This window comes from Campylobacter concisus, assembly GCF_002913545.1.
Classification (GTDB): domain Bacteria; phylum Campylobacterota; class Campylobacteria; order Campylobacterales; family Campylobacteraceae; genus Campylobacter_A; species Campylobacter_A concisus_AV.
The window spans coordinates 108,638-127,648 of the sequence record NZ_PPBR01000120.1 but is presented as its reverse complement, the minus strand read 5'-3'; the positions used below and the strand labels follow the sequence as shown (position 1 = coordinate 127,648).

The window sequence follows — 19,011 nt, the reverse complement described above, 5'->3', positions numbered from 1 at the left end:
GTATTTTTTACACAAAAAGAGATTTACATCGCTACTCTTGAGCTATTTCAAGATCAAATAAATTTAAATTTAGTAGAATTTTGAAAAATTAAAAAAGGCGAAGTATGTCACACTCAGAGCTTGACAGCACCTATCTTGGCGCTTTTATCATACTTTTGTTAGCTACTTGTTCATTTAGCTTGATAACATTTTTATCTTCAAAGATAAGCAAAAAGCTGGCCAACCGCAACACTGAGCGCTTAAAAGTTGGCTTTTACGAGTGCGGACCGACAACCGTAAAACAGCCAAATAAGATAAATATCCACTACTTTTTTTATGGAATTTTATTTATTTTATTTGACGTTGAGGTCATTTTTATGTATCCGTGGGCGGTGGATTTTAGGCTGCTTGGGCTATTTGGGCTCATCGAGATGCTGCTTTTTGTGGCGATCTTACTCATAGGCTTTGCCTACGCTTGGCAAAAAGGAGTCTTTAAATGGCAAAGCATCAGATAAACTACGCTGCAAATGGCGGTCTGCCAGTAGTTTTAACGACCGTTGATAAGCTCGTGCAGTGGGGCAGGAGCAACTCGCTTTGGGCGCTTAGCTACGGGCTTGCATGCTGTGCGATCGAGATGATGGCAAGTGGTGCTAGCAGATATGACTTTGATAGATTTGGCACTATATTTCGCGCTAGTCCAAGGCACTCAGAAGTGATGATCATAGCTGGCACGCTAACTAAAAAGCACGCTGAATTTACAAGGCGACTTTACGACCAGATGCCTGAGCCAAAGTGGGTCATCTCGATGGGTAGCTGCGCAAACACTGGCGGTATGTTTAACACCTACTCAACCGTTCAAGGTGTCGATCGCATAATCCCTGTCGATATCTACATCCCAGGCTGTGCCCCGCGCCCAGAGACACTTCAGTACGCACTTATGATGCTTCAAAAAAAGATAAGAAAACAAAGTGCATTTAGGGCGCAAAATCCAAGAAAGCTAGATATATGAGAGAGTATAAGCCAAAAAACGACCTGCAAAAAAAGCAGTATTACAGCGAGAAATTTTATATAGCTAAAGAGACGCCAAAAGAAGCAGCAAGTTGCTCTAAATTTGACGAAGAACTGGCTGTTTTAGAGCAAAGCGGAGTGCAAATTTTATCTAGTTATGTAGAGTTTGACCAACTTGTTCTCTACGTAAATTCTAGTGAAAATTTTAAAGCGCTTGAAACGTTAAAAGGCTTTGGCTACGAGCAGCTTTGCGAGCTTGCAGCGATTGATTATATAGCTCAAAAAGGTGGATACGAGGTCTTTTATCAGCTTCTTAGTATCACTAAAAATAGGCGCACGCGAGTAAAGTGCTTTGTCAAAAAGGATGAAATGCTAAAAAGCGTCTGCGAACTTTACAAAAGTGCAAACTGGGCGGAGCGTGAGATGTATGATCTAAGTGGCGTTCTCATCAAAGATCATCCAAATTTAAAGCGTCTTATAATGCCTGATGACTGGCACTCGCACCCACTACTAAAAAGCTATCCGCTAGTTGGCGACGAGGCTGCTAAATGGTACGAGGTGGATAAAATTTTTGGGCGTGAATTTAGAGAGCAGATCGGCGAAGAGAACCGTGACCCAGCCTTTGTCGATGAGAAAGATACCTTTGGCTTTTCAAGAGTGTTTGATGAAAATGAAGAGTACGAGTATCAAGAAGAAGGCGGCGTGAGATTTGTCAAAAAGGCTAAATTTAACCAAAGCCAGATAGTAAAGGAAAGACCTTGAGCCAGGCACCAAACCGCTTAAAACCATTTTTTGAAAATTTAGAATTTGAGCAAAATGACGGCAAGATGATACTAAATTTTGGCCCGCAGCACCCAAGCGCACACGGTCAGCTAAAGCTTGTGCTTGAGCTTGATGGTGAAAAGGTCGTGCGCGCTATGCCAGAGGTTGGCTTTATGCACCGAGGCGTTGAAAAGATGGCTGAAAATATGACCTATCAAGAATTTATCCCAGTGACTGACAGGGTCGATTACATCGCATCAAGTGCGAATAACTACGCATTTTGCGCGGCTGTGGAGAAGCTTTGCGCTATAGAAGTGCCTCGCCGTGCGCAGATCATTAGAGTGATGCTTTTGGAGCTAAACCGCATCAGCTCGCACCTTTTATTTTTAGCTACGCACGCCCTTGACGTGGGGGCTATGAGCGTCTTTTTATACGCATTTAGAGAGCGTGAATACGTCCTTGATCTCATAGAAAAATACTGCGGCGCAAGGCTAACGCATAGCTCGATAAGGATCGGTGGCGTGCCGCTTGATCTGCCTGATGGCTGGTGCGAGGAGCTGCTTAAATTTTGCGAGAAATTTCCAAGCGACATCACGCTTTACGAAGGTCTGCTAAGTGAAAATAGAATTTGGCAAGCAAGGCTAATAGACGTGGGCGTAGTTAGCAAAGAGCTAGCCCTTAGTAGTGGCTGCTCTGGCGTCATGCTAAGAGCAAGCGGGGTGGCACGCGACATCAGAAAAGAAGAGCCATATCTCATCTACGACGAGCTAGAATTTGACGTGCCTTACGCTACAAAGGGCGACTGCTACGCGAGATACCTACTTTATATGAAAGAGATGCGCGAGTGCGTGAAAATTTTAAAGCAGTGCGTTAGCAAGTATCAAACAAGTAGCCCCGCTATCATCGCCGACGCACCAGAGTATGTGAGCGCTTCAAAAGAGCAGATAATGAGCCAAAACTACTCACTAATGCAGCATTTTGTGCTGATAACTCAGGGGCTAAAGCCACCAAAGGGTGAAATTTACTTTGCTAGTGAGTCGCCAAAGGGCGAGCTTGGCATTTATATAAACTCAGACGGTAGCGCAAGCCCGTACCGTCTAAAAATTCGCACGCCAAGCTTTTGGCACTGCGCTATTTACGAAGATATGCTAGTTGGGCAGTATGTGGCAGACGTGGCCGCAATAATTGGCAGCACAAATATCATCTTAGGCGAGGTTGATAGATGAGAAGGGTCGATCTTAGGCATCTAAAGGGCGAGTTTTTGAGCGCTCTTGGACAGCAGATAAAGGCGAGCGAGCCAGGCGAAGTGGTGATATTTTTGTTTGAGATAGGTGATTACAGCGGTGTGGAGAAGGCCGTAAATTTGGCTTATAACCTAAACTGCGAGGTGATGAACTCGCTTAAATTTAACCAAGTTGATTGGGCATTAACGATAAAAAAGGGCAAGATATGAAATTTAATGATCTAATAGCAGGCAAGAGCCTAAGCATCGCAAATTTACTAAGTTTGAGCGACAAAAATTTAGCAAAAAAGATAAAAGAGCACGAGTTTAAATATATCTCATGCTTTGAAGATAACGAGCTTGGCAGTAAAAATTTGATCCGCTGCGAGATAGGATCGATAAGCTATGTCTTGGCGCTTCTTTGCAAGTATGCAAATTTGGTGCAAAATGAGTTTTTTGATGAGCTTGATGACGGGCTTATAAGCGGCGAGTGCAACGTGGGCGAGGAGGAGTTTGAGGAGCTTGGCGAGTGGATAAAGGACGTTAAAAACGTGATCATTGATGACTCTTTTTTTACTCATCCAGACAAAGAGGCTATCTTTTGGCTACTTGAAATTTTAGGCAAAAATGTCGTTTTAGCAGGCGGCGAAGTGAGAGAATTTGCAGCAGGTGGCGAAGTTGGCGAGCTAAGAGAGCTTGACAATTTTGACGGAGCGGTCGTCTATCTAAACAAAAACGCAAGCGACGAGATCGTGGGCGGCGTGCAGTTTGGCATCGTGGCAAAGGCAAAGGATGGCGAAATTTTAAATTTAAAGGCAAAAGACTTTAGCGTGAGCGCTAAATTTAGGCTTGATCCAACGCTAAAAGGCACGGTTGCCGTGCTTGGCGCAAAAAATTTTGATGGATATGCATTTAAACAAGTAGTAGTTAGCAAATGAAAATCACCATAAACGATCAAATTTTAGAGGCAAACGAGGGCGAGAGCATCCTAAACATCGCAAGGGCAAATGGCATCTACATCCCTGCGCTTTGCTACCTTAGCGGCTGTTCGCCAACGCTTGCTTGCAGGCTTTGCATGGTCGAAGCAAACGGCAAAGTGGTCTATAGCTGCAACGCCAAAGCCAAAGAGGATATGCAAATTTACACAAACACGCCAGAGATCGCTGCCGAGCGAAATGCGATCATGCAGACCTACTGCGTCAATCACCCCCTTCAATGCGGCATTTGCGACAAAAGTGGCGAGTGCGAATTGCAAAATTTAACGGCGCATTTACGCGTAAATGAGCAAAATTTCGCCATAGAGGATACGCACAAACCGCACAAAAAATGGGGGCTAATAAACTACGACCCAGCCCTTTGCGTGGTCTGCGAGAGGTGCGTGACGGTTTGCAAAGATAAGATCGGCGAGAGCGCGCTAAAAACGGTGCCAAGGGGCGTTGAAGTGCCAAAAGAGCTAAAAGAGAGCATGCCAAAAGATGCCTACGCCGTCTTTAGCAAGATGCAAAAGAGCTTAATTGCCCCAAGTGTGGGCGAAAATTTAGACTGCTCATTTTGTGGCGAGTGCATCAGCGTCTGCCCTGTTGGCGCGCTTGTTAGCTCAAATTTCCAGTATAGCTCAAACATCTGGGAGCTAAGCCACGTCCCAGCGGCAAATCCGCACCAAAGCGACTGCGAGCTCATTTTTTATGACATAAAAGAGAAAAGCACTAGCGATAGAAGCAAGCAAATTTACCGCGTTAGCAATGACTTTCACTTTGGCGAGATCAGCGGTGCGGCAAGGTTTGGCTACGACTTTCACAACGAAAATGCCCGCAAAAATGAGGTGAAATTTAATGAGCTAGTCTTAAATTTTAAAAACGGCAACATAAAAAATATAAAATTTAATAGCTTCATAACAAATGAAGAGGCGCTTATTTTGGAGCGCTTGAGAGAGAAATTTGATCTAAATTTATTAAACGATGAGGCTTTTAAATTTCAAAATTTCTTAAATATTTTTAGCGAATTTAGCGGCCTTAGCTCGTATAACGCAGACTATGAGAGCCTAAAAAATAGCGACTTTGTGATCACGGCTGGTAGCTTCTTGCGCCATGAGAGCCCAGTAACTAGCTATAAGCTAAATAACGCGCTTAAGATGAATAAAGCTGCTGGAATTTACTTTCATCACATCGCTGATGAAGTGGTGAAGAAATTTTCAAAGAATTTCGCCTGTGTGAGCTATGAGGCTGGGGATTTGGAGCAAATTTTACTCTTTGTGTTTAAAAATTGGGGTGAAAATTTACCAGCAGCACTTCAGGCAAGAGTTGAAAAATTTGAAGAGAGCTTTGGCTTAGAAGTAGCTACCCTCTGCGAAGGCAAGGCTAAATTTACGCTCATTTTGGGTAGCGACTTTTACGCTCATGAAAATGCAAATTTACTTGCCGCTCTTGCTGGAGTGATCGCAAGAACTACGCCGTTTCGTGTAATGCTCATACCGCCTCGCACAAACTCGCTTGGCGTGGCTAAAATTTGCACGCTTTCACACGAGAAAAAGCCTGGTAAGACGCTAGGATATAACGAAATGGGCGAGTTTAAATTTAGCATTTTTGAGGGCGACCTTGACGCTGGTGCGCTAAATCAGCAAGAGGGCACATTTACAAGCATAAATAACGAAGTAGTGCCGACAAATGCGGCTTTGGCTCATAATGGCTACTTCTTAAACGATATCGCAAATGCGCTTAACATAGCGGCTAAAAATACGATCGACTACACAGCGCAACTACCAAAAGAGAAGGGCTATAGGGGCGTTAAATTTGATGATTTAGAAAACTTTTACGCAAATGACGGCACAAGCCACAGAGGCTACAAGCTTGAAATTTCAAATTTCGCGCCAAAAGAGGACGTAGAGCCACTTTTTAAAGAGAAAAATGAGCTAAATTTAAAAGAGGATGAAGCGCTAATAAGCCTTGCAAATCCTATAAATTTGCCTTCATTTTTTGCAAACTATGCTAGCCAGATAGCTAAACGCGCGAAACTTTATGCAAGTAGCGAGTTTATGGCTAAATTTGAAATTTCACAAAATGAAGCGGTCATTTTAGAAAAAAATGGGCAAAAGCTTGCCATTTGCGTGGAGCTTGATAGCGAGCTAGGAGGCGTGGCAGCCTATCTTGGCGACTACGATGATAAGCTTGATGTAAGCGCCATTTTTGAGGGCAAGAGTTACGCAAGCGTAAAAATAATAAAGGCAGAGAATGAGTGAAATGCTATTTTTTGTGATAACAACTATTGTTAAAGCAGTCGTCATCTTGGCCGTCATGGCTAGCCTTGCAGGGCTTGCGACCTACGCCGAAAGAAAGGTGCTAGCCTACATGCAGCGCCGCGTGGGACCTGATATGGTGGGGCCTGCTGGTGTGCTGCAGATCGTGGCTGACATGATAAAGCTCTTTACAAAAGAGGACATCGTCCCAGCAAATGCAAATAAATTTATATTTCTTATCGCCCCTCTAATCTCTGCTATCGCGGCATTTGCAGCGCTTGCGCCCGTGCCATTTTTGCCAGAGTTTGAGGTTTTTGGGCATACGATTAGACCGATACTTGCAGATATAAATGTGGGCGTTTTATATATCGCTGGCGTGGCAGCGGTTTGCGTCTTTTCGCCACTTGCAGCAGGTCTTGCAAGCTACAATAAATTTGCACTAATTAGCGCCGCTCGCGCAGTCGTGGCGCTTCTTAGCTTCGAAGTGGTCGCTGGCATGGCACTTTTAAGCGTTGTCATGGTGGCTAGCTCGCTCTCGCTAGTTGATATAAACAACTACCAAAAAGGCATATTTAACTGGCTCATCTTCAAGCAGCCCCTTGCTTTCGTGCTTTTCGTGATGGCAAGCTTTGTGGAGTGCAACAGAACGCCATTTTGTCTAACAGAAAACGAGACCGAGATCGTAGCAGGCTATGGCACCGAGTATAGCGGCATGAGATGGGCGATGTTTTTTATCGGCGAATACACCAACATGATCGCAGCAAGCATCATCATCACGCTTTTGTTTTTGGGTGGTTTTAATGAGTTTTTATTTATCCCAGGCGGGCTAATGATACTTTTAAAATCAAGCCTAGTCTTTTTCTTTTTTCTTTGGACGAGGGCGTCGTGGCCGCATCTAAGGGTCGATCAGCTTAGCATGCTTTGCTGGAAAATTTTACTTCCGCTTGGTATCTTAAATGTCGTAATCACCGGCTTTGCACTACTTATCTAAGGCGTAAAATGAGCGAGAAAAGATATATTTTGATAGACGAAAAGATAGAGCCAAAAGGGGCATTTGATAAATTTAAGCACTTCATCGTCGCTACTTTTAAGCTTGATCTTTTAGTAGGGCTAAAGATCACGCTAAAGCAGATGCTCTTTAGCAAGTCGCACACTCTAAAATATCCTATGCAAAAGATGGAGCTAAACGCCAGATATAGGGGAATTCACAGGCTTTTAAAATTTGTTGAGAGCGAAAATGAGCGCTGCATAGGCTGTGGGCTATGTGAGAAAATTTGCGTTAGCAACTGCATCTCGATGAAGACTTCGCTTGGTGAAGATGGCCGCAAAAAGGTCGCAAGCTACACGATAAATTTAAGCAGATGCGTCTATTGCGGTTTTTGTGCTGATGTCTGCCCTGAGCTTGCCATAGTTTGTGGGCAAGAGTACGAGGTCGCAAGTGAAAATAAAATTCTCTTTGGTACAAAGGCTGAGTTTTTAACAGATGATAAATTCTTAAAAGATCAAGCTGAGTTTGAGGGCTATGGCGCGCTACCTAAAAATGCTAGTAGCCTAGTAAAAAAGACGCCAAATGCGCTTACAAATGAAGATAAGGCAGAAACGATGGATATAAATTTAAAAGGGTCAAGCGATGTATGAGAGCTTTGCATTTTATCTTTTTAGCGCCCTTATATTAGTTAGTTTTTCTTTTAGCGTGCTTTGCAAAAACGCCCTAAATGCAGTCTCTGCGCTAGCTGCTGGCATGGTTTTTATATCAGCTATATTTTTCTTGCTTGGGGCTGAGTTTTTAGGCGTGGTGCAAATCGTCGTCTATACAGGCGCAGTGGTCGTTTTATACGCATTTGCGATGATGTTTTTTGACACCAGCAAGGAGTGCGAGCCAAAAAGCGGCAAAAAAGCAAAGATCATCGTCTATCTTCTAAGCAGCTTCATAGCGCTTCTTTTGATATTTATCTTTTTAGCGCCGATCTATAGCGCTAAGCAAGAGGTGGTAAATTCTACCCTCGCTAGCCTTGGCAACATCGAAGCGGTTGGAATTTTGCTCTTTAGCAAGTATCTGCTGGCCTTTGAGATGTGCGCTATCATGCTACTTGTGGCGATGGTGGCTGGCATCATCTTGATACATAAAGACCTAGACGCGCAAAGCAAATTTGAGGAGATGCTATGATAGGCCTTACTCACTACCTCATCTTAGCAAGTCTAGTCTTTGTCATAGGGCTTGTTGGCATAATGCGAAGAAGAAATTTGATAATGCTATTTTTCTCAAGTGAAATTTTACTAAACTCAGCAAACATCGCACTTGCAGCCATTTCAAAATACTACTTTGACCTAACTGGGCAGATCATCGCATTTTTCATAGTAGCCATCGCTGCTAGCGAGGTCGCTGTGGGACTAGGTCTGCTCGTGCTTTGGTATAAAAAGACTGGCAGCATCAGTTTAGATTCGATGACAAATATGAAAGGCTAAGAGATGATTTTATTTTGTATTTCGCTATTTTTCCCGCTTCTTAGCTTCATCATAGCTGGTATCTTTTCACATAGCAGTAAGAATTTATTTATCGGTCTTTTTTGCTCGCTTCTCATGATCGTTAGCGCCACAGCTTCACTCATGCTAACGGCTAGTCTTAGCGTAGATGAGCCACTAAATTTAACCCTAAAAGAGTTTATAAACTTAGGCTCGCTCGATCTTAGCTTTAGCTTCTACCTTGACGCGATTAGCCTTGTGATGCTTAGCACCGTGGGCGTGGTCGCTAGCATCGTGCATATCTACTCCATTGGCTACATGAGAGATGACGCAAGCTTTAACCGCTTTTTTAGCTACCTTGGGCTCTTTGTCTTTTGCATGAACGTCCTTGTCTCAAGCGATAACTTCATAGGGCTCTTTATCGGCTGGGAGGGCGTTGGACTTTGCTCTTGGCTGCTCATAGGCTTTTGGTATAAAAGGTCTAGCGCAAACGTCGCTGCAAACGAAGCTTTCGTGATGAACAGAGTAGCTGACCTTGCCATGCTTGTTGGTATCTTTTATATATTTTATAGCTTTGGCTCGCTTAAATTTAGCGAGGTTTTTAACGCTAGAAGCGACCTTTCTGGGCTAAATTTAGGCATCATCGCCACACTTCTTTTCATAGGCGCCATGGGTAAAAGCGCTCAGTTTCCATTTCACACTTGGCTTGCAAACGCCATGGAGGGACCAACGCCGGTTTCTGCGCTCATCCACGCTGCGACCATGGTAACAGCTGGCGTCTATCTAGTCATACGCGCAAATTTCATCTTTGCAAATGTGCCTGAAGTATCGCACTTTATCGCCTGCCTTGGCGCATTTGTAGCGATTTTTGCCGCAAGCATCGCGCTAGTGCATAACGACCTAAAAAAGATAGTCGCTTACTCGACGCTTTCGCAGCTTGGCTATATGTTTGTAGCGGCTGGTCTTGGCGCTTACAAGATCGCACTTTTTCACCTTGTCACGCACGCATTTTTTAAGTCGCTGCTCTTTTTATGCGCTGGCAACGTCATGCACGCGATGAATGACGAGCTAAATATCAAAAAAATGGGCGGACTTTATAAATTTATGAAGCCAACTGCGCTCCTTTCTATCATCGCAAGCTGCGCGCTGGCTGGATTTTATCCATTTGCTGGCTTTTTTTCAAAAGATAAAATTTTAGAGGTCGCTTTTAGTGAAGATCAAATTTTGTGGGCCGTCTTGCTCTTTGGCGCAGTTCTTACGGCATTTTATAGTTTTAGGCTTGTCATGCTTGTCTTTTTTGCAAGGCCAAAGAGCGAGGGGCACGCACATGAAGCCAAAAACTACATGCTTGTTGGTATGAGCGTGCTTGGCGTTCTCTCGGTCATCAGCGGCTTTTTCTGGAATAACTTTAGCGAGTTTTTAGGTGCTAGCCTTGGGGATTTTAAGCTAAATTTATCTCACAGCAGTGAAATTTTCTTACTTGTTTTAACGCTTAGTTTAGTGCTTGCAAGCGCTGGCTTTGCAGTCTTTGCTTATAAAAAAGAAATTTTTAAAGAGAGCATTTGTGAAAATAAAATTTACAAAATTTTGCAAAATGCCTACTTTATACCAAAATTTTATGAGAAATTTTTTATAAATGGCTACGCTTTAATCTCTAAAATTTGTAAGAAATTTGATGAGATGATAATAGACCAAAGTGTCGATTTTGTCGCATTTGTGGTTACTAAATTTGCATATCTTGCAAACAAAATGCAAAGTGGCGATCTAAGCGTCATGCTTAGGTTTATGGTCGCAGGATTTGCCTTGCTTTTAAGCTTTATATTTTTATTAAACGGAGCCAAATAATGCTAAGTGTCATAATATTTTTCCCAGCAATAAGCGCAATACTTGGCTTTTTGATAGAAAATAAAAGCATCAAATTTTATGGAGCAAGCATCGCTCTTATCGAGCTTTTACTAGCCATTTTTATCTGCGTAAATGTCGATTTTCAGGGTTATGACTTTGTTTTAACGCATCAAGTCTCGCTCATACCAAGCCTAAATATCAGCTATTTTGTGGGCATTGACACCATTTCGCTAGTGCTTATAGTCCTTAGCGCATTTATGAGCTTCATCTCTATCGCAGCACTTAGCGATGATGGAAATTTAAAGCACCTTGTTATTAGCGTGCTATTTTTAGAGAGCACGATGATGGGCGTCTTTAGCGCGCTTGATATGATCTTATTTTACAGCTTTTGGGAGCTTAGCCTCATACCGCTGCTTTACATCATCGGCGCATTTGGTAGTAAAAATAGAATTTACGCTGCGATTAAATTTTTCATCTACACATTTTTAGGCTCTGTCTTTATGCTAGTAGCGATCATCTTCATCGGCTATCTGTGTTATCAAAAAAGTGGCGTCTTTAGCTTTAATCTGCTTGATTGGTACAAGCTTGGCATCGGAGAAAATGCTCAAATTTGGCTATTTTTAGCATTTTTCTTTGCTTTTGGCGTGAAAACTCCGCTATTTCCGTTTCACACGTGGCTACCTTATGCACACGGACAGGCTCCGACTATCGGCTCGGTGCTGCTTGCTAGCGTGCTTTTAAAGATGGGTACTTATGGCTTTGTGAGATTTTCACTCCCACTTTTTCCAGACGCGAGCCTACTTTTAAGTGGCTTTGTCTGTGTCATAGCCATCATCATGATCATCTACGCAGCCTTCGTTGCCTACGCGCAAAGCGATATGAAGCAAGTGATCGCTTATAGCTCCATTTCACACATGGGCGTCATCATGCTTGGCATCTTTTCACTAAATTTAATAGGTCTTGGCGGCTCGATATTTTTAATGATAAGCCACGGCATCGTTAGTGGCGCGCTATTTTTGTTAGTAGGTGTCATCTACGAAAGAGCTCACACAAAAGAAATTTGCGAATTTGGCGGCCTTGCTAAGGTGATGCCAAAGTATGCGCTTATATTTTTTATAGCAACGCTTGCAAGTATCGGCCTGCCACTAACGATCGGCTTTGTGGGCGAGTTTTTGAGCCTACTTGGCGTATTTAAGCTAAACAAGCTCTTTGCGCTACTTGGTGGCTTTAGCATCATCGTGGGCGCTATTTATATGCTAGTGCTTTATAAAAGGGTCTTTTTGGGCGAGTGCAAGGAGAAAAATTTAAGCCTTAAAGATCTAAATTTTAAAGAGTTAGCCGCTCTTGTGCCACTTTGTTTGCTCATAATCGCTCTTGGTGTCGCACCAAATTTGATACTAAAACCACTTGAGCCAAGCGTGCAAAATATTATAAGCAAAATGCAAACTAGAGCTGTAAATAGCGGCACAAAGGATAAAATTTCATCTTTAAACGGCGGGAGCAAACTATGAACGAAATAGCCTTTTTAGACCTAAATGAAATCTCGCTACAATCACTCTCGCCGATGCTTAGCATGATGGTTTTTGCGCTTTTTATCCTCATAGTTGGAGCGATAAAGAAGGATCTTTCGAGGAATTTCTACTGCGTATTTTGCATCATCGCTATATTTGTAAATTTAGGCATTACGCTTGATTTTAACGGGCTTAGCCTAAGCTTTTGGGATATGCTCTTAGTTGATGGAATTTCTATCATCTCGCAGATCATTATCCTAATCGCCTCAGCTCTTTTCATCCCGCTTGCACTTAGCACAAAAGAGTATTTTGAGTATAAAATTTACGAGTATTACGCGCTATTTTTGTTTATGATCGCTGGATTTTTATTTATGGTGAGCTCAAACAACCTACTCATCATCTTTTTAGGCCTCGAGATCAGCTCGCTTTGCCTCTACACCCTAATCGCCCTTCACAACAAGGCAAAAAGCGTCGAGGCTGCTATCAAATACTTCGCGATGGGCTCACTCTCGGCTGGCTTTTTTGCGATGGCGATAGCGATGTTTTATCTAGCAACAAACTCAATAGACATCGCTCGTATAGGCGTTGTCATAAAAGATCTTAGCCTAAATCAAAATTTGATCATCTTGCTTGGCTGCGTTTTCATCGCATCAGCCATTGGCTTTAAGCTCTCGCTCATACCATTTCACACATGGATACCAGACGTTTATGAGGGCTCAAATGCCCCGCTTGCTGGCTATATGTCTATCGTGCCAAAGGTTGCGGGATTTATCGTCGCGTTAAGAATTTTTGCGATGCTTGAGGGCTCTGGAATTTCATGGATAAAAGATATGCTCTACATCATCGCCGTGCTTACGATGAGCCTTGCAAACATCATGGCGCTAGTGCAAAAAGACGTCAAAAGGATGCTCGCTTTTAGCTCGATAGCTCACGCTGGTGTCGTGCTTTGCGCGCTTGTGGCAAATTCTCACGAGGCAAATGTCGCCTTGTTTTTCTACTGGATCATGTTTTTGTTTGCAAATTTGGGCGCATTTTCTATGCTCTGGGTCGCAAGGTGCGACGACGTCGTCTGCTGGGACAAGCGTTTTAAACACCCGTATGAGAAATTTTCAGGGCTTATTAAAATTTTGCCAAGTTACGCCGTGATAATGGGAATTTTCATGATCGCCCTTGCTGGCATACCGCCTTTTAGCGTATTTTGGGGCAAGATGGTGCTTATCTCATCGCTCATAAAGTCTGATTACGTCGTGCTTAGCCTCATCATCATGATAAACTCTGCCATTGCTATTTATTACTACCTAAAGCTCATCGTCTTTATGTTTTTAAAAGAGCCTATCGTAAAAGATAAAAATATCTACATCTCAAACGTCTCGATGGCGCTAAAAGTGATCGTTGGAGTTGCCGTTGCTGGCACGGTCTTTGCCTTTTTATTTTCTGGAGCGATTTTGGAATTTATCGAGCATTTTGTCTTTGCTTCAGGATTTTAGAAAATTTAACTATAATGGCGGCATGAAAAAGCTCTTAACCATCTTATTTTTACCGCTTTATCTATCCGCCTTTAGCCTTAGCTTAAACAGCGGCGCAAACGCAAATAAGCCTTATAGCGTCCTTCAGCTAAGCGACGAGAAAGAATTTGAATGCGTGGAGCAAATTTTAGCCTATGACACGAAGCGCTACGTTTGTATGCTTGATGATGGAATTTTACCTAACATCGAGGACACGACGCTGCCGCTAATGGACATAAAATACAAAAAGCAAGACGGCAAACTCTTCATCGTCATCATGCCAAAGGCGCCTTCAAAACTTTTAAATGTTCAAACTGAGCTTTACAGCAGTCCAAGCGTGCAAGATACGCCAAAGACGACCATTTCAAAGCACTTTAGCATCATCATCGACACTTCGCTTAGCGAAAATAACAAAAGAGTATCTGGGCTAAATTTTTCGCCTGATTTTAGAGATATGCTAAGTCCAAGCATCGGAGCGCTAGATCTTAACAAAACGCCTATCGCTGGGCTTGATAGCAATGATATAGACATCTACATAAATATAAAAAGAGCTTACGAAAAGGGCGCTTATGAAAGCGTGGTAAAAGATACGCAAACAGCGATGAAAAGGCACCCAGCTAGTCTTTTCTCAAGTGAGTTTTTACTTTTTAGACTAAGAGCGCTTGATAAAATTTTTGAGACAAATAGCGAGTTTGAGGGGCTGGAGCCAAAAGATATCGTAAGCGAGGGCAGAGCCTGGATAAGAAAATTCCCTTCTGATGAGAACTACTCTGAGGTGCTATATCTCATCGCCAGAGCTTACCTCAAAGATAGCATCGCAAGTGATGCAAAATATATGCTTGACATACTAAGTGAAGAGCACGCGGAGTCTAAATTTACAAAGCTTGCCACGCTTGATTATGCTGACTACCTATATAAAATAGGCAGGCAAAAAGAGGCGCTAAGCGACTATGAAAAGGTGCTCTACTCTACAAACGACATCGACCTTGCAAGTAGAGCTGCACTAAGCCTAGCGGATGCAAATATCGATAAAGAGAAATTTGAAGAGGCAAAGAAATTTGTACTAAAGATCGCAAATGCAAATGAAAAATTTTTCATGAACGATCCGACAAAATCGATGAATTTAGCCTATACATTTGCTAGTAAAGATATGCCAGACGTGGCTGCTAAAATTTATGAAATTTTGGTAAATAATAGCGACAGGACAAAGGATTTTTACGAGGCAGCATTAAAAAATTTAGCGCTAAATTTAGCCAAAACCAAAGATGAAAAAAGGGCGTATGAGTATCTAAATAGATATGAAAAAGAGTTTAAATATGGCGATTATATCGATGAGGTCGCTAAAGCAAAGGATGGACTATTTTTTGAAGAGGACGACAAAAATGCCACCGCACTTCACGCAAGATATAAAGATCTCATCGAAAAATATGCCGGCACAAATATCAGCCAAAAGGCATTAATCAGCGAGCTTGAGCTCGATCTAAAAGAGCGTAAATTTGCCGATGCGCTAGCTTACAACAACCTCGCGAAAGATAAAAATTTAAGCCGGGCAATGGAGCTTGTAAATGAGGCTGCGCTTGAGCTAACAAAAGAATTTTTCATCAAAGATGACTGCACGGCAGTTGTAAATTTACTAGAAAACTACGATGTGAGCAAGGTCTATTTGCCACAGTTTAAGCTATTTAACTGCTACTTTAGAACGGCACGTTACAACGATGCGCTAGAGCTTGCCAAGGCGCATGTAAAGGATGAAAATTTAGAAGATAGAGTCGAGTGGCTGGTAAATTTGAGCAAAATTTTATATAAAAATAAAGACTACGAGCATGCGATCACTGCAGCAAACGACGCGCTCTCGCTTGGCTCAGCGGTCGAGTACTCGGATCCTACGCCATCGCTTTTTGATAGATTTTACTCGCTGCTTGCGCTAAAGCGCTTTACTGAGGCAGTCTCAACGATCAGCGCGATCGAGCAGCTAAGGGGGCAGGATTTTAAAATCATCGAGGCGTATGCGGCTATAAGCGACTATGCGATGAAGAGCAACGACTATGCTATCGCTGCAACCTACGCTAAAAAGGCGCTTGAGCTGCAAACTAGAGCCAAGATAAATACCTTTTCGCCAAAGCTAAATTTTGACTACTCGGAGGCTTCGCTAAAGACAGATAATCTTGACGAGGCGCTTGACGAGGCGAAATTTATACTAAATATGAAGCTTGAGCCAGAGGACCGTTTGCATGCTCTAAATTTAGCAAGTGAAATTTACATCAGACAAAAGCAGTATAAGCTGGCTAAGCCCTATCTAAACGAATGCGTTGGTTCAAATTTCACAAGTGCTTACAAAGATGCCTGCAAAGCCAAACTTGAGATGATAAAGTAAAATTTAGTGCTAAGTTTAAATGACCTTGAAAAAGAGTATCTGGGGCTTAAAAAAGAGAATTTTCCTGACAGCAAAAGGATCAAATTTATCGCAAATTTAGGCGCAAGTGACGAGATAGCATATCACTATGAGCTCATTTGCAAAGAGTGGCAAGAGGGCGGGCAGCTAAATTTAGAAAGCAGTTTTGATAGGCATGGAGGCGCTGGGCTGGAGTTTTTGTTTGAGCGCTTAGCCAAAAAGAGCGATCAAAAACTAAAAATAGAAACCATCTATCTTATAGCGCAAATCCTCACTAAGTCTAAGCATAGAGACTTTTATGCCGCATTTTGCGACCGCCTTATCCCTCAAATAACTTCTTTTTTGGAGACAAATGATGCCTTACGCCGCAAGCTTATAATAGCTCTTGGTTGGGTTGGCACGTTAGAGCAAATAGATATTTTGATAAGCGAGATGCTAGAAAACAAGGATAGCCTTTGCAGGGCATGGGCGGCAGCTAGCCTTATGCAAATGTCCTTTCACAGGGTCAGCCAAGCAATCTTGCGAGATAAAACAAAAGCTGCATTTTTGCAAGGCATCTCTAGCGAAAAAGAGCCATACACCTGCGCAGTTATGATAGAAGCGGCTCAAAATTTATTTGGTAAAAAGTGGATATCATCTAGCGCAGCTCAAAATCAAGAGGCTGAAAAGATAGAAAAAGCTAGAAAAATGGCGATAAGATTTTTAGACAAGAATTAAATTTACCACTAAGCGGATTAGGTGCTTGATTGTGTTTTGTTTGTTGGATTATAAAGTAAAAATGGTTTAAATTTATAAGAAATTTTGGCTTTAAATTGACAAGATTTAAAAATAAAATTTTATATTTTTCGCTTAGAAATAGCGGACAAAATAGCTTTAATTTGATTTAAAATTTAATTTTTTCTTGACATACAATAATGTTTTTTGTATAATCTCAATTCTTTTTTAAATAATCATGTCTTGCTAGCTCAGTCGGTAGAGCATCTCACTTTTAATGAGGGGGCCGTTGGTTCGAATCCAACGCAGGACACCATTTTTTGGGTTTATGACCCTTTCGTCTAGTGGCTCAGGACTCTACTTTCTCTGTGTAGAAACAGAGGTTCAAATCCTCTAAGGGTCGCCAGATATTTTAAAATTTAGGTCGCTTAGCTCAGTTGGTAGAGCGCCACCCTTACAAGGTGGATGTCATAAGTTCGAGTCTTATAGCGACCACCATTACTTTTAGGTGCAGCGGTAGTTCAGTTGGTTAGAATGCCGCCCTGTCACGGCGGAGGTCGCGGGTTCGAGCCCCGTCCGCTGCGCCATCTATTAAACCTTAGGTTAAGGTTGCGTCTCATAAAGCACCCATTATTGAGTGTCAAATTAAATTTTAAGATTATAAGTTCTAAGATAACACTTTACGATTTGTTATTGATACTTAATCTTGCCTCGTTAGCTCAGTTGGTAGAGCATATCACTCTTAATGATGGGGTCGTAGGTTCGAGACCTACACGGGGCACCATCTTTGGCCCATTCGTCTAGCGGTTAGGACACCAGCCTCTCACGTTGGTAACACGAGTTCGAGTCTCGTATGGGTCACCATTCTTAATACTTTGATATAATTTAAAGATTAATTCTTATTAGTAAAGATTTTATTTTCTTATATGTTTCAACTATTTGTATGTTGTTGTAAATCAGAGTTAAATACATCTATGATCAATTAATAAATAACTATTATAAATTTGAAAAGATTTTATTAAAGATTGAGTAATATCTATTTTTTATATAAATACACTATGCGATATAAAATTAAAGATGTTGTTAATTAGAGGTGCTGGTTAAGTGTTGAGTATAATGGCATAGTTGTGTATCATTGCATTTATTAGCCTCAATAGAATTAAGTATATCGTTTTTTGTGTTTTTTGCGACTATGACTAGACTCATTATTTAAAATGAAGCAAGATCTTTTTTAATATAGATAGTCTATGCTTATAATATATCTTCATCTACTTGTGGTAGTAAGATAAATCTGCAGCTAGAAAATTTTTATACTATTTTATGTGACCTTATGATTAGTAAATTTATTTTCAGAATATTTTACTTTTAAAATGGACTAAAGCTACATAATCTATTAATTTATCATAAGCGTTACATGTTTTTACACTCTTGCTTAGATTGCTAAGCTCAAGCAATATTAATGTTAATTCATTTGTATAGTGGTTTCAGCTATTTTGGGTATAAACTCATCATTATATTTTATATATAAAATACTTGGAATTTTATTTGCTACACATTTACCAGTTTTGCCTCATACTTATTTAGCCATAAAGTAACTTTTATCTGTTTTCGTATCATCTTAAAATTTAGATATTTTGGTAATCTGCATATCATGTGAAAATGTTATAAAATTTCTATAAAATTAGGAAACACATTATATGTTTATTTTGAGTTTTGCCGCGTTTATTACTCTTTTTAAGAATATAATTTTTATCGTATCTCAATACTGCTTATATTTGTATTGGCTTTTTGTTGAGTGTTGAAAGTTTATAGTAAATTACTATCTCACAATACTTTTATAGTCTAAATTTTTAAAAAGTAGTAGCTCTTTTTTGCTCTTTTTTATAAGTGCTTTTACTAGCTCTGAGGTTTCTTTGTTTTTTGGCAAGACAAGATGGATTTTTTCATTTATAAAGATGACAAAGATATTTTTAAGCTCGTAAATTTCACTTACATCTTTTATGTCAAAAATTTCATTTTCTTTTGGCTCATTTTCGTAAAATGCCAAATTTTTCTCATCTACTTCAAAGATCATCTCTTTTTTAAAGCCTGAAATTTCTAAACTTTTTAGCGCCGCTCTTCGTCTATTTTTTAAAAAAAATGGATAAAAAATGATCCAAAAAATAGCAAAAATGATGCCAATAATAGTAAAAATTTTGGTTTTTAAGAGCATATCAGCGACAAATCCAGCTATAATAGCCTCCGTAAAAATCATAAAAACATTTATAAAATACTGTTTTCTAGCCTTTTTTGAGAAAAATAGATTAAACGCTTGGTAGTCCATTAAATTTTCTCCAGATAAGACGATATTGCACTTCATATACTAACCTTAATGAAAA

General features: G+C 41.0%; 17 protein-coding genes and 6 tRNA genes. 22 read left to right on the top strand and 1 reads right to left on the bottom strand.

Annotation, left to right across the window (positions count from 1 at the left end; all coding sequences use genetic code 11):
• The first annotated feature begins 104 nt into the window (after window positions 1-104).
• The 22 genes from CYP05_RS08310 (at window position 105) to CYP05_RS08205 (ending at window position 17,497) form a co-directional block, all read left to right on the top strand.
• The gene (locus tag CYP05_RS08310) at window positions 105-494 is read left to right on the top strand and encodes an NAD(P)H-quinone oxidoreductase subunit 3 (RefSeq protein WP_012001119.1); all 390 of its coding nucleotides are present in this window, start codon (window positions 105-107) and stop codon (window positions 492-494) included.
• Window positions 476-988, top strand: a complete 513-nt coding sequence (locus tag CYP05_RS08305) for a NuoB/complex I 20 kDa subunit family protein (protein WP_103642591.1) — start codon at window positions 476-478, stop codon at window positions 986-988. The genes CYP05_RS08310 and CYP05_RS08305 overlap by 19 nt, the downstream gene beginning before the upstream one ends.
• Complete coding sequence (locus CYP05_RS08300) at window positions 985-1,749, top strand: NADH-quinone oxidoreductase subunit C (protein ID WP_103642590.1); 765 nt, start codon at window positions 985-987, stop codon at window positions 1,747-1,749. The genes CYP05_RS08305 and CYP05_RS08300 overlap by 4 nt, the downstream gene beginning before the upstream one ends.
• Window positions 1,746-2,975, top strand: a complete 1,230-nt coding sequence (gene nuoD, locus CYP05_RS08295; protein WP_103642589.1) for an NADH dehydrogenase (quinone) subunit D — start codon at window positions 1,746-1,748, stop codon at window positions 2,973-2,975. The genes CYP05_RS08300 and nuoD overlap by 4 nt, the downstream gene beginning before the upstream one ends.
• Window positions 2,972-3,202 (top strand): NADH-ubiquinone oxidoreductase subunit E family protein, encoded by a 231-nt coding sequence (locus tag CYP05_RS08290; RefSeq protein ID WP_012001121.1) that lies wholly within the window; start codon window positions 2,972-2,974, stop codon window positions 3,200-3,202. The genes nuoD and CYP05_RS08290 overlap by 4 nt, the downstream gene beginning before the upstream one ends.
• Window positions 3,199-3,909 carry a hypothetical protein gene (locus tag CYP05_RS08285; RefSeq protein WP_103642588.1) on the top strand — a complete coding sequence of 237 codons (711 nt, stop codon included), beginning with the start codon at window positions 3,199-3,201 and terminating at the stop codon, window positions 3,907-3,909. The genes CYP05_RS08290 and CYP05_RS08285 overlap by 4 nt, the downstream gene beginning before the upstream one ends.
• Complete coding sequence (locus CYP05_RS08280; protein WP_103642587.1) at window positions 3,906-6,206, top strand: NADH-quinone oxidoreductase subunit G; 2,301 nt, start codon at window positions 3,906-3,908, stop codon at window positions 6,204-6,206. Before CYP05_RS08285 ends, CYP05_RS08280 begins: the two co-directional genes overlap by 4 nt.
• Entirely contained in the window at window positions 6,199-7,194 is a 996-nt protein-coding gene (nuoH, locus tag CYP05_RS08275; RefSeq protein ID WP_103642586.1) for an NADH-quinone oxidoreductase subunit NuoH, read from the top strand. The genes CYP05_RS08280 and nuoH overlap by 8 nt, the downstream gene beginning before the upstream one ends.
• Before the next feature lie 8 nt (window positions 7,195-7,202).
• Window positions 7,203-7,841 carry an NADH-quinone oxidoreductase subunit NuoI gene (gene nuoI, locus CYP05_RS08270; RefSeq protein ID WP_103642585.1) on the top strand — a complete coding sequence of 213 codons (639 nt, stop codon included), beginning with the start codon at window positions 7,203-7,205 and terminating at the stop codon, window positions 7,839-7,841.
• Window positions 7,834-8,370 carry an NADH-quinone oxidoreductase subunit J gene (locus CYP05_RS08265; RefSeq protein ID WP_103617761.1) on the top strand — a complete coding sequence of 179 codons (537 nt, stop codon included), beginning with the start codon at window positions 7,834-7,836 and terminating at the stop codon, window positions 8,368-8,370. The genes nuoI and CYP05_RS08265 overlap by 8 nt, the downstream gene beginning before the upstream one ends.
• Window positions 8,367-8,669 carry an NADH-quinone oxidoreductase subunit NuoK gene (gene nuoK / locus CYP05_RS08260; protein ID WP_004317991.1) on the top strand — a complete coding sequence of 101 codons (303 nt, stop codon included), beginning with the start codon at window positions 8,367-8,369 and terminating at the stop codon, window positions 8,667-8,669. Before CYP05_RS08265 ends, nuoK begins: the two co-directional genes overlap by 4 nt.
• A gap of 3 nt (window positions 8,670-8,672) precedes the next feature.
• The gene (nuoL, locus tag CYP05_RS08255; RefSeq protein ID WP_103642584.1) at window positions 8,673-10,511 is read left to right on the top strand and encodes an NADH-quinone oxidoreductase subunit L; all 1,839 of its coding nucleotides are present in this window, start codon (window positions 8,673-8,675) and stop codon (window positions 10,509-10,511) included.
• The gene (locus CYP05_RS08250) at window positions 10,511-12,022 is read left to right on the top strand and encodes an NADH-quinone oxidoreductase subunit M (RefSeq protein ID WP_103642583.1); all 1,512 of its coding nucleotides are present in this window, start codon (window positions 10,511-10,513) and stop codon (window positions 12,020-12,022) included. Before nuoL ends, CYP05_RS08250 begins: the two co-directional genes overlap by 1 nt.
• Complete coding sequence (nuoN, locus tag CYP05_RS08245) at window positions 12,019-13,509, top strand: NADH-quinone oxidoreductase subunit NuoN (RefSeq protein ID WP_004317979.1); 1,491 nt, start codon at window positions 12,019-12,021, stop codon at window positions 13,507-13,509. Before CYP05_RS08250 ends, nuoN begins: the two co-directional genes overlap by 4 nt.
• 22 nt (window positions 13,510-13,531) lie before the next feature.
• Window positions 13,532-15,901, top strand: coding sequence for a tetratricopeptide repeat protein (locus tag CYP05_RS08240; RefSeq protein WP_103642606.1), 2,370 nt, complete (start codon window positions 13,532-13,534; stop codon window positions 15,899-15,901).
• Between the two features lie 6 nt (window positions 15,902-15,907).
• Window positions 15,908-16,636 carry a HEAT repeat domain-containing protein gene (locus CYP05_RS08235; RefSeq protein ID WP_103642582.1) on the top strand — a complete coding sequence of 243 codons (729 nt, stop codon included), beginning with the start codon at window positions 15,908-15,910 and terminating at the stop codon, window positions 16,634-16,636.
• A gap of 237 nt (window positions 16,637-16,873) precedes the next feature.
• Window positions 16,874-16,949: transfer RNA gene (locus CYP05_RS08230), tRNA-Lys, on the top strand.
• Window positions 16,950-16,963: 14 nt separating this feature from the next.
• A tRNA-Glu gene (locus CYP05_RS08225) sits at window positions 16,964-17,039 on the top strand.
• Between the two features lie 16 nt (window positions 17,040-17,055).
• Window positions 17,056-17,131 (top strand) — tRNA-Val (locus tag CYP05_RS08220).
• A 12-nt stretch (window positions 17,132-17,143) separates the two neighbouring features.
• Window positions 17,144-17,220, top strand: a tRNA-Asp gene (locus tag CYP05_RS08215).
• A 121-nt stretch (window positions 17,221-17,341) separates the two neighbouring features.
• A tRNA-Lys gene (locus CYP05_RS08210) sits at window positions 17,342-17,417 on the top strand.
• 5 nt (window positions 17,418-17,422) lie between these two features.
• Window positions 17,423-17,497 (top strand) — tRNA-Glu (locus CYP05_RS08205).
• A gap of 955 nt (window positions 17,498-18,452) precedes the next feature.
• Here the strand turns inward: CYP05_RS08205 and CYP05_RS08200 are convergent.
• Window positions 18,453-18,992 carry a hypothetical protein gene (locus tag CYP05_RS08200; protein ID WP_103642581.1) on the bottom strand — a complete coding sequence of 180 codons (540 nt, stop codon included), beginning with the start codon at window positions 18,990-18,992 and terminating at the stop codon, window positions 18,453-18,455.
• Between the last annotated feature and the right edge of the window lie 19 nt (window positions 18,993-19,011).

Coding starts and splice junctions, on each gene's coding strand:
- nuoL (WP_103642584.1), top strand. CDS start 8,673: ATGATTTTATTTTGTATTTCGCTATTTTTCCCGCTTCTTAGCTTCATC.
- nuoI (WP_103642585.1), top strand. CDS start 7,203: ATGAGCGAGAAAAGATATATTTTGATAGACGAAAAGATAGAGCCAAAA.
- nuoK (WP_004317991.1), top strand. CDS start 8,367: ATGATAGGCCTTACTCACTACCTCATCTTAGCAAGTCTAGTCTTTGTC.
- CYP05_RS08240 (WP_103642606.1), top strand. CDS start 13,532: ATGAAAAAGCTCTTAACCATCTTATTTTTACCGCTTTATCTATCCGCC.
- CYP05_RS08265 (WP_103617761.1), top strand. CDS start 7,834: ATGTATGAGAGCTTTGCATTTTATCTTTTTAGCGCCCTTATATTAGTT.
- CYP05_RS08290 (WP_012001121.1), top strand. CDS start 2,972: ATGAGAAGGGTCGATCTTAGGCATCTAAAGGGCGAGTTTTTGAGCGCT.
- CYP05_RS08280 (WP_103642587.1), top strand. CDS start 3,906: ATGAAAATCACCATAAACGATCAAATTTTAGAGGCAAACGAGGGCGAG.
- CYP05_RS08305 (WP_103642591.1), top strand. CDS start 476: ATGGCAAAGCATCAGATAAACTACGCTGCAAATGGCGGTCTGCCAGTA.
- CYP05_RS08200 (WP_103642581.1), bottom strand. CDS start 18,992: ATGAAGTGCAATATCGTCTTATCTGGAGAAAATTTAATGGACTACCAA.
- CYP05_RS08285 (WP_103642588.1), top strand. CDS start 3,199: ATGAAATTTAATGATCTAATAGCAGGCAAGAGCCTAAGCATCGCAAAT.
- CYP05_RS08310 (WP_012001119.1), top strand. CDS start 105: ATGTCACACTCAGAGCTTGACAGCACCTATCTTGGCGCTTTTATCATA.
- CYP05_RS08250 (WP_103642583.1), top strand. CDS start 10,511: ATGCTAAGTGTCATAATATTTTTCCCAGCAATAAGCGCAATACTTGGC.
- CYP05_RS08300 (WP_103642590.1), top strand. CDS start 985: ATGAGAGAGTATAAGCCAAAAAACGACCTGCAAAAAAAGCAGTATTAC.
- nuoN (WP_004317979.1), top strand. CDS start 12,019: ATGAACGAAATAGCCTTTTTAGACCTAAATGAAATCTCGCTACAATCA.
- nuoH (WP_103642586.1), top strand. CDS start 6,199: ATGAGTGAAATGCTATTTTTTGTGATAACAACTATTGTTAAAGCAGTC.